Raw genomic sequence first — 9,418 nt, forward strand, 5'->3', positions numbered from 1 at the left:
ATCAACGGACACACCGCGTTCGGCCATCATCTGTTCGAGATCGCGGTAGCTCACTCCATAGCGGCAATACCAGCGCACGGCCCACAAGATCACATCGCCCTGAAAATGACGCCACTTAAAATCGCTCATCAAAAGTCTCGCAGAAAATCACCAGCGCTCGGCCGCCGATCAGTCAATTTTTTGCAACAGAGCCATTTCAGCAATGTTGGCGGTTTCTGAGGAGACCGTCTTGGCAGTGGAAGAACGCCAAGCAGATCTGCAAACTTTCTTGTCCGGTGAATTGGTGGAGGCACGCGTCAACGTTTACGAAGTCATCAACAACCCTTACGACTTCCTATACGTTTCGGACCTCCCCCTTCCGCTTCGATCGAGGTTGGTCCTTCCTCAGTTGATCTCGTCTATCGTCACGGACACCCACACGTCACGATACGCTAAATTCGATATAGACTGGCCCGCCTTGGACTTCGCCGGCTGCTACATACTATTTCGAAAGCCATTTCGTCCCGGAGACGTACCGCAACAAGTAGAGAATCCAGCCGACATCTTCCCCTTCGACTGATCACCTCGCTACTAATTTAAGTTACTTAGGCCAAATGCCCGGGAAATTGTTTGGCCCAATTGCTCAGGCCAGCCAAAAGCCGTTCTTCAGGGCCAATGCGCGATCGTCGGTGTTTCAAACACGATCAACTTTAGTCTCCCCAGCGCTGATGCTGTGCGTAGCCGAAGAGTTGGCTGATCGCGGTTCTTATGGCAACCGTGATACCAAATATTACAAGAGGGTATTGCCGGATCAAAAGGCGTAGCTACCCAGGAGCATACCGAATAAAATGAGGTCATCATTCTGAATTCATTGCGAAAAAACGCCATCTGTACCGCTGACAATTTCGGACTGAAGGTCGACCACGTGCCGTCGCCACGTCTACGGCCGTTATGCCAATTGCCGCCGTTGAGGTTCATGCGCTCTAAGAAGGGCCATCAACATCGGGCCAAGCGAAAACTTGCCCTCCTCCGTGCGCCTCGTCAGATCTCGCAGATAACCGCCCGGCGACGTGATGTGCCCAGCTCGTTCAAGAACACAGGCCATGGCCACGGCGGCATTCTCCGGCCCCATGGTCTCGCAAGCGTCCTGGTAGGCTGACGGACTTACTCCGAGCATGGTGCGAACTACCACCGCCGCAGCCATCAGCTCGCGCCAATGGGAAATCGTCCCCCCAACCGCGTAGTCAGAAATTTGCGGGCATGCCCTCAGAACCATACCTAGTGGAAACGCCTTTATCGGCTCGGCATTACGCTTCGGTTTAACCACCATCGGATCGCCCTGCTCTTTTTCGGAGCGAGGTTCAAGTTCATTTAACGATTCGGTATTTGAATTCTGTATGTGGTGACGGATTTCGTTAGCATTGGCGTCGGAATTTCGAGAATTTAGCTGCATTTCCAGCAAGTTGACAGCTTCCTCGTTTAGGAGGTTGAGTTCGTTAAGGCAAGCTTCGAAGGCCGCAACTGTCTTGGCGAGTTTTACGCGCGCAATCGCCCCGATAAGGGCGTCTTCAACTGCCTGCCAATTCCCTGGTAACCCCTCCTCCACGGCAGCCGTAATGAGCTTGCGTACGTTGCGCCTGGCGATCGTGATGCGCTCTTTTGTGATGCGGAGGTGGCGACTCTCTTCCGCCACTTGATGCGCCATTAGAGCAAGCTCCTCAGCGCGTGCGAGCAGCGGCGCGAGGCTAAAGCCATACGCTGTCTCGATCTCGCCATCACTCCCTTTACGGGCGTAACGTTTGCCATTTGGACTATCGTTACGATGAATCAGCCCCGCGTCCACCAAGAGCGCCAGGTTTTCCCGTAGGGTCGTTCCTGCGATTCCGTTGGAGCGAATGGCTAGCTGCGCATTGGACGGAAACACGACAAGATTGCGGTCTTCGCTGAGTTCTTGTTCTGGATAGAAGCTCAGCAGCGCGTTAAGGACGGCGAGCGCGCGATCCCGCAGGCCGAGCAGGGCTCTCGCCTCGCAGGCGCTACGATAGACCTTCCACTTATCAACAGTCTTCCCTGCCTTGATGTTTGCCGTTGCGAGTTGACCTTTCACCAAGGCAAGCGTCATTGGCCGCCGCCCGAATGGCGTCGTCACATTTTCTGTCTGCATTTTCCTCTCACCTTTCGAAAGGCAAAGGAAATCCGCTCACCAAACTGGCGCCAAAGACTCTTGACTGCGATTCATGGAAATGCGATTCTCAGGCTGCTTAGACATGAGGAAGGCTTCCACGACGGCGACGTTTGGGGGCCTTTTTCTTTTGCCGCTACTTTTCCTCTGCTCTGGTTGATTTCAGAAACTCTTGATGCAAGCGGTCTAGGTTATCGGCAATGAACCGCCCAAACCTGCCGGCTTCGTTCGCTTTGAGGGCGATAGAATAGCTCCTCCCGCTTCCTTTGAATTCCGCGCGCACGCTTGAGTCCTGGGCTTGCCATTCACTAGCCTTAGTGGGACGTTTCGCGGGTTTCGAGGCATTCTTGATCTCTGCCAAAAGGCGCTCAAATCGGGCATCTGATTCCAGCGACTTGAATGTCGCATCATCAATCAATGTCCGCGCAAGCTCGAGCGTCGACGGCTTCTCGATCAACTGAGCGAATTCGGTCCAGCGATTGCGGCCGACAGACTTTGCTGCGCCAATTGCATTTGCGATATCCGATGGAACGCGGCTCGCTACCGACAGCATTCGCGTCAACATCGGCGCATCAACGGAGAGCGCCACCTGAATTACGGGTTTTTCGTATGAAAGCTCCAGTAGCTTCTGTGCGAACATAGCGCGCTCGATAAAGGAGAGGTTCTCGCGGGCTGAGTTTTCTTGCCCCTGAGCAATGATATGATCCGCGTCGGACAGCTGTTTTACCAGAGCGCGAACTGGGCGGCCGAGTTCCTTTGCGGCGCGCGCTCGGCGATGTCCAAACACGATCTGATACCGGCCATCGGCTGTCGGGTGAGGGCGCACCATTATCGGTGTATCCTGTCCGCGCTCCCGGATACCCTCAACAAGCTCGCCGTAAGCGAGATCGTCTGCTCCGATCCGGTCTGCGACGAAGGACGAGTCCAAGAGTTCAGGATCGAGATCAATGATCGTCTCGCCGGAAATCTGCTGTTCGGCCTGCGCGACTTTTTCGCGCAGCTCGCTCAACGAGCTAATCATCGATCGAGACGCCCCATGCGTCGCGTAGCCAGGCGTTGCGCGCCGTTCGGTACCCGAACTTGCCGGCGACGTTATGTTTGCGAAAACATCTTTACGTGCCATTGGATAACGCCTCAGTTTTAGTCAAACTGCTGTTTTCGCTCTCTAAAATCACGGCTTGTACCGCTGACAATCTACTAAGCATGGCGTCTCCCCCATGCCTTCTGCAGGAGCTCGATGACTTCGTTGTTCACGGCATCCATGGATTCCCGCGCGCGGTCGTACGTGGACGCTGTGAATTGCGCGCGTTCGACCTCATACAGGCTTTGCTTCGTCAAACCCGCGTCCGAAACAGCAGTTGACTTGACCATGTGGTTTTTCATCATCTGCTGCGCGAACATCGACTGCATGAAGCCGACCATCTGCTGTTGCGGGATATCGGTGGGCTCGTAGCGAGTCACGAGATAGCGGAACCAGTCAAGCGACACGTCGACACCCACGCTCTCGACACTCTTGAGGATCTCACCAAGCATCAACAGAAACTGGGACATCGACATGATGTCGAGCATCTGGGGATGCACGGTAATGAGGACCGATGTTGCTGCCGTCAGTGCTGTCAGCGTCAGATAACCGAGCTGGGGAGGGCAGTCGACCACGACGACGTCATATTGGTCATCGACTTCGGCCAAAGCATCGCCGATGCGGGTGTAGAAAAGTTTTCCAGCCGTTGAATCCTTGCGCTGCATAGCAATCGGAGTGTCATACTCGTATTCTTGCAGTTCAAGGTTGGCTGGCACCACATCCAAATTTGGAAAGTTCGTGGGCTGGATGACGTCTTTGATCGACTTGCGCTGATCGTCATAACGCAGTGCCTCGTAGAAAGAATTCTTCTCGTCCAGCTCAGGCTGGATCCCATAGAGCGCCGTCAGGGAGGCTTGGGGGTCGAGATCAACCGCAAGCACTCGATAGCCCTTTAGCGCCAGGAACTGCGCAAGGTGGGCAGATGTCGTGGTCTTTCCCGAGCCGCCCTTAAAGTTGACGACTGCGATGACCTGCAGCTTTTCATGGGCCTGCCGATGTGGAACACGATCGAGATGTTGGCGAAGCTCGTTGACTTGGGCGGCGGTGTAGTAGCGACGGCCGGTCGACGTGGTAGTTGGCTCCACACCTTTTCCCTGCAGGTGCAGCTTCTTTAGATAACTCTGCGAGACGCCGACAAAATCGGCGACTTCCGCCAGTGAAAATTGGCGGAGGGTCTTTTGAGCATTCGGCGGGAATTTCTCCTGCCTTAGCATATCGAGCTTCGAGGAAATATCCCCTCCTTGCGCGAGGATAGTATCCGCGAAACTCGTCACTTTCTCCAAAGCGGCCATTTTCACGTTCATTTGGCTGATCGTCCTCAGTCACGATAATCGTAAGGATTTTGTCCAATTATCGTGACAATCACCCGATTCCCAGATCATGGCAAGGAAAATAGGGTAAACAAACCCTTAACTCAGTTCGCGCGGTTCTCCCGATAATTCCCGAGAAATCAACATTTCTCAGCAAAAGCAGCAGCTTACTTTTGAGGCCACCGCTGCCAGCCCTGTGGAGACTACCAGTTTTGATAGTCAGATTTTGTCACCGACACGCGATCAGGTCGGCTGAATCGGGGTTCGCACTCAGAATCGGGCGCTACCACTTTTGATAGTAGCAGCCTGAGTCCGAACATCGCAAAGCTCCTCGCATCCAGCAGAGGAGCACCATTGATGGCTGTGGAAGGCGGACGAGAAAGCGAGCAAAGAAAGCGGTTAAAGCACCTTTCATTCGGGAGGGGAGGGTACCAATGACGCAGCACCGGTCCCTACCTCGGTTGATTCGGAAACTGCAGGAAGCATTGGGAGATCAGATCTGCGTAGCGCTTGACGATCCGAGTGTGGTCGAGATCATGCTGAACCCTGACCGCAAGCTGTCTATCGAGCGGCTCGGTCATGGCATCACGCCGGCAGGCGATATGCGGCCCGGCTCTGCGGAGACTGTCATCGGCAGCGTCGCCCACGTTCTTGATTCGGAAGTCGATGACGCGCACCCGATCGTGTCAGGCGAGTTGCCGATTGGCGGACACCGTTTTGAAGGGCTATTGCCGTCCGTTGTTTCCGCACCCTCATTTACCATCCGGCGGCGCGCATCCCAGCTCATACTGCTCGATGCCTACGTGGCGAAGAAGGTGATGACCGCCAAGCAGGCCGAGATCATCCGAAGTGCGGTGAAATCTCGACTGAACATCGTCGTAACCGGTGGGACCGGGTCGGGCAAAACCACGCTCGCCAATGCGATTATCGCGGAAATCGTCGAGCACGCACCGGAAGACCGCCTAGTCATTCTGGAAGATACGGCGGAGATCCAATGCTCGGCGGCAAATTCGGTTGCCCTGCATACGAGCGACGAAATAGACATGGCGCGCCTCCTGAAAAGTACCATGCGCCTTCGACCGGATCGGATCATCGTCGGTGAGGTGCGTGATGGTGCTGCGCTGACCTTGCTGAAAGCCTGGAACACAGGCCATCCTGGCGGCCTTTGCACGATCCATTCGAATACAGCCAGATCGGCGCTCCAGCGCCTTGAGCAACTGACAGCGGAGGCGAGCCAGCAACCGATGCAAGGCGTGATAGGCGATGCGGTCGACCTCGTGGTTTCCATCGAACGAACAGCCCCCGCGGACGCCGGGTGAGCGACATCCTGCATGTCACTAAATTTGCATGTGGCCAAGATCAGACAGAATCCCACGGAGAGGAACCAAGAAATGCAGCTTAATGAGAGTACGGAAACTTTCGCTGGATTGGCGATCGTGGCGATTTTCCTGGGATCGCCTGCGCTTGCGAGCTCGGGGGGAAGCCTTCCGTGGGAAGGTCCGTTCGAACAGATCCAGAAGTCGATTACTGGACCGGTCGCTGGCTACATCGCGCTCGCGGCCGTGGCGATTGCCGGCGGTATGCTTATCTTCGGTGGCGAATTAAACGATTTCGCCCGCAGGCTGATGTACGTTGTCCTGGTAGCGGGGATGCTGTTAAGGGCAACGACGATCGTGGGCTTGTTCGGTGCGACGGGCGCTTCGATCGGAACTCCACTTGAAGAGCAATAGGCTGCTCCAATGGCTGCAGGGGAGGGGAGGGATGCCTGACGGCTATCCAGGTCTGCAACGCAACCGCATCCACAGGGCATTGTCGCGACCGAATCTCCTGCTTGGGGCAGACCGCGAACTCTTGATGATCACCGGCCTTGCTGCCGTCATTTTGATCTTTGTCGTCCTCACGGTCTATTCGGCAGTGTTCGGGGTCGCGGTTTGGATTTTCATCGTGGGTCTGCTCCGACTGATGGCGAGATCCGACCCGCTGATGCGGCGCCTCTACCTCCGCCACATCTCCTACAAACCCTACTACAATTCCACATCCACGCCTTGGCGCCGATACTAAGGAGGCGAACATGGTTGCACTCAAACGTTTTCGCTCGACTGGACCCTCCTTTGCCGATCTCGTTCCTTATGCTGGGATGGTTGATAACGGCGTGATGCTGCTAAAGGACGGCAGCCTGATGGCTGGTTGGTATTTCGCGGGTCCCGATTCCGAAAGCGCCTCAGATCAGGAGCGCAACGAACTCTCACGGCAAATTAACGCCATCCTATCCCGTCTCTGCTCGGGCTGGATCATCTAGGTAGAAGCGGTTCGCGTCCCGACGGTAGCCGTCAAACGTGGTTCCATTGATGCCGGGCGTCATCGCTCCTTTGTTTGACGCGACCTTCTGATAGGCCTGATCCCAGAGGGACGGGCTTTTTATCAGGCGAAAGAGTCCATTGACCCGTCGGTCCGACCGGACCACGGTCGGGAGAGATCCGATTGCTCGTTCAACAGTATTTGGTAGCATTAGCACACCTCCGTGATTGATCCTCGGGTCGCAGAAGCTGCCGCCCTTCCCCAAATCGATAAGGATTTCATGCGGGTCACCCCTTACTTATACCCTCGATTGTCCACCAGTCGCCCGATGGCTGTCCCAGCCATTACGATGGGCATTTGAGTACTATGGCGGCTCCGTGCCCATACAGGCCGCCGATCAAATCGACGCCTGCTGTAGGGCATCCTGTAATTACGCAAGTAGAAGGATACAGTGTGGTTAGGCGCCCCGTTCATTCACTTACCCCTTCATACGAAGGATGCGTCGGACAGGTTGGTCATCGTGAATCTCAATATCCGATACACGATCTGCGAGCGGTGTAAACGGCGCACCGCCCGACTGTCCGAGATACCGCGTCAACCGTTCTGCGGTACCACGCCGGGTTTTCGTCGCTGCAAACTGGGGTTCAAGCAGTATAGCCTTCGTCATACACACCTTGCCCTGACCCTCCACGCCGCAAACGGCTTCGACGCTTTGGGCCTTGCTCCGGACATGCTGTTGTCCCCCGCCTCTTTCGAGGTAACAGTCATTGCTGACCGAGGTTAGTCCGGTGGGCACAAGTCGTACCAGCAGACCTGACTATGTTGTCATAGTACCTCCTTACCTGCGCCGTTACAGCGCACCTTTGATGCCGCGATAGGCTTCGCCGGAGGCACGCAGCGGCGTAGCCGACCTGCGAACATTTCCGCGCCATGGCCGAATCCAGGGCTTGGTGCCGGCCTCGAGCTGCTGGATGATGGTGTCGGTGATCCGCTGGTAGGTGTCCTTTACGCTCTGCATTGCCGTCTCCTGTTAGTTGGTTGACGGCAAAGATCCGAAGATAGCGAAACGAGCCCATGCACCCGTAGGGCCGCAAAGGAGTGTAGGACCGCGCAAGCGGTTGAATGGGTGAGGGGCTATCGTAGTCTGTCCGTCAAACCATCCAACGGACAGGAGAGGGCGCTGAGCGTAGGCACCCCGGCCGACGACAAAGGCCCTCACTGCAGCGATAGGGCCGCAGGTCAGCGCTCTCGGTCGTCTTGGTGGCGGTTTCGCTGGCGATCGGCAAGCTGCTGCGCTTCGATAGCCTTAAGCTCGGCATTGATGTGCTGCGACTGAGGCTCTTGGGCCTTTTGCTGACTTGGCTGCGACTGGGCATCTTGGACCTGTTCCGGCCGACCCAGAGTCTTGAAATCAGATCGCGCGGTGAACTTCACCTCCTCGTCGTCAGGAGGCATCCGCTCGGGAAGGTCAGCGCGGTCAACGGCCACAATCCCCCTGTCGGTCACAAGGCTCGCCACGCGATTGTCATGGCCGAGAACCTGCCCTTCGATCACTTCGCCCGGGCGGGCCGTGCGGATATTGTGCTCGAAGGGTTTCTCGCCAGCCTGCTCAAGATCTGACATGGCGCTGCGGATCGCCTCGCGGCGGTTGGGATCCATCGCATCCTGGATGAGATGCTTCATCGCCTGACTGGACGGATCATTGGTGGTCTCAATGGATGCCTCGATCATGCGAGGCTTGGTGATGACGGTCAGATCGATGTCATGCCCATAGGTGCGCCCAATGAGACCACCAGAGCCTCGTTTGCCCTTCCATTGCCTTCGCGAAAGGCATGAACATAGTTCAACTCAGATAGGACGTGAGCGGCCTTCTCGGAGAACTGCTCAGGTGTAAGCGGCTCGCAAGCCCTGAACGTCTCTAGCAGGCCTCAGCGCCTCGTTGAGGCCCATTTCGATGCGCGAGCCGGGGAGGAAAATCGTATCGCCCTTCGAAAGCCCGCCTACCGGCTCTACCCGATGCCCAGCGACGACAGGGCTTTCATTGCGCGTGTGTCCTGCCCATTCATAGATATCTTGAAAGATGTAGCCGTGCAGAGCCTTCAGATGCGCTGCATCGTGATTGCCGGTAGGGCCCGTTCCCTCGGCCAGCTCCGTAATCCTTGAGTCCGTAATCGCGTACTCGGCTTCGCGTAGTTCTGAATAGCTCCTGATATTGAGCTTGTTCTTCAGAACATCCTTGTAATCCTCATCCTCTGACGTGTTGGGATAGGTGTAGGAGCCTTTGGCTTTATCATCGCGGGCCAAGCGAAACCTCATGCAAAAAGGCCGCCTGAGTTCACAGGCGGCCGCTACAAATGTCTAGGTGATGATCAAGGCCGCTTGAATCGGGCCAGCATCTCTTGGCGCATTTCCTCGGAAGTGATGTCTCCCGCGACGTAGCGGGCCTTCGCTTCTTCCAAGACCGGGTCACCGGTGTAACCCTGCCGCATATTCGCAGCGCGTGCCTGATCAGAAGCCTTCTTCCGTGCTGCAACAGCTTCCGGAGAGCGATCGGGGCGAGGGGCATGA

At 56.2% G+C, this 9,418-nt stretch carries 9 protein-coding genes and 4 pseudogenes; 4 read left to right on the forward strand and 9 right to left on the reverse strand.

Going from position 1 to position 9,418, the window contains the following annotated elements:
* From E8M78_RS23860 to repA, 4 genes and pseudogenes are all read right to left on the reverse strand, one after another.
* Positions 1–129: pseudogene (locus E8M78_RS23860) on the reverse strand (IS6 family transposase); the annotation flags it as partial.
* Positions 130–928: 799 nt separating this feature from the next.
* On the reverse strand, positions 929–2,143 hold the full coding sequence (gene repC / locus E8M78_RS16105; protein WP_137136025.1) for a plasmid replication protein RepC: 1,215 nt from the start codon (positions 2,141–2,143) through the stop codon (positions 929–931).
* Between the two features lie 154 nt (positions 2,144–2,297).
* Complete coding sequence (gene repB / locus E8M78_RS16110; RefSeq protein WP_137136026.1) at positions 2,298–3,284, reverse strand: plasmid partitioning protein RepB; 987 nt, start codon at positions 3,282–3,284, stop codon at positions 2,298–2,300.
* 74 nt (positions 3,285–3,358) lie between these two features.
* The gene (gene repA / locus E8M78_RS16115; RefSeq protein ID WP_137136027.1) at positions 3,359–4,546 is read right to left on the reverse strand and encodes a plasmid partitioning protein RepA; all 1,188 of its coding nucleotides are present in this window, start codon (positions 4,544–4,546) and stop codon (positions 3,359–3,361) included.
* A 440-nt stretch (positions 4,547–4,986) separates the two neighbouring features.
* Here repA and trbB point away from each other — a divergent pair.
* From trbB to E8M78_RS16135, 4 genes and pseudogenes are all read left to right on the forward strand, one after another.
* Positions 4,987–5,954: pseudogene (gene trbB / locus E8M78_RS16120) on the forward strand (P-type conjugative transfer ATPase TrbB).
* A complete protein-coding gene (locus tag E8M78_RS16125) occupies positions 5,944–6,282 on the forward strand; it encodes a TrbC/VirB2 family protein (RefSeq protein ID WP_137136028.1) in 339 nt (112 codons plus the stop codon). Before trbB ends, E8M78_RS16125 begins: the two are co-directional and overlap by 11 nt.
* A gap of 31 nt (positions 6,283–6,313) precedes the next feature.
* Positions 6,314–6,613 carry a conjugal transfer protein TrbD gene (locus E8M78_RS16130; RefSeq protein WP_137136029.1) on the forward strand — a complete coding sequence of 100 codons (300 nt, stop codon included), beginning with the start codon at positions 6,314–6,316 and terminating at the stop codon, positions 6,611–6,613.
* 10 nt (positions 6,614–6,623) lie between these two features.
* Positions 6,624–6,848 (forward strand): annotated as a pseudogene (locus E8M78_RS16135) (conjugal transfer protein TrbE); the annotation flags it as partial.
* A gap of 867 nt (positions 6,849–7,715) precedes the next feature.
* Here E8M78_RS16135 and E8M78_RS16140 read toward each other — a convergent pair.
* The 5 genes and pseudogenes from E8M78_RS16140 to E8M78_RS16150 form a co-directional block, all read right to left on the reverse strand.
* Positions 7,716–7,868 (reverse strand): annotated as a pseudogene (locus E8M78_RS16140) (ArdC family protein); the annotation flags it as partial.
* A 221-nt stretch (positions 7,869–8,089) separates the two neighbouring features.
* The gene (locus E8M78_RS24130) at positions 8,090–8,581 is read right to left on the reverse strand and encodes a hypothetical protein (protein ID WP_348640121.1); all 492 of its coding nucleotides are present in this window, start codon (positions 8,579–8,581) and stop codon (positions 8,090–8,092) included.
* A gap of 20 nt (positions 8,582–8,601) precedes the next feature.
* Positions 8,602–8,775 carry a Fic family protein gene (locus E8M78_RS24135; protein WP_348640123.1) on the reverse strand — a complete coding sequence of 58 codons (174 nt, stop codon included), beginning with the start codon at positions 8,773–8,775 and terminating at the stop codon, positions 8,602–8,604.
* Positions 8,735–9,166 carry a hypothetical protein gene (locus E8M78_RS24140; RefSeq protein WP_348640122.1) on the reverse strand — a complete coding sequence of 144 codons (432 nt, stop codon included), beginning with the start codon at positions 9,164–9,166 and terminating at the stop codon, positions 8,735–8,737. Before E8M78_RS24140 ends, E8M78_RS24135 begins: the two co-directional genes overlap by 41 nt.
* Before the next feature lie 53 nt (positions 9,167–9,219).
* Positions 9,220–9,418 (reverse strand): antitoxin VbhA family protein (locus tag E8M78_RS16150; RefSeq protein WP_137136030.1); only part of this gene is annotated, 199 nt, incomplete at its 5' end.

Origin of the sequence: Rhizobium sp. FKY42, assembly GCF_005222835.1 — a bacterium.
Taxonomy (GTDB): domain Bacteria; phylum Pseudomonadota; class Alphaproteobacteria; order Rhizobiales; family Rhizobiaceae; genus Neorhizobium.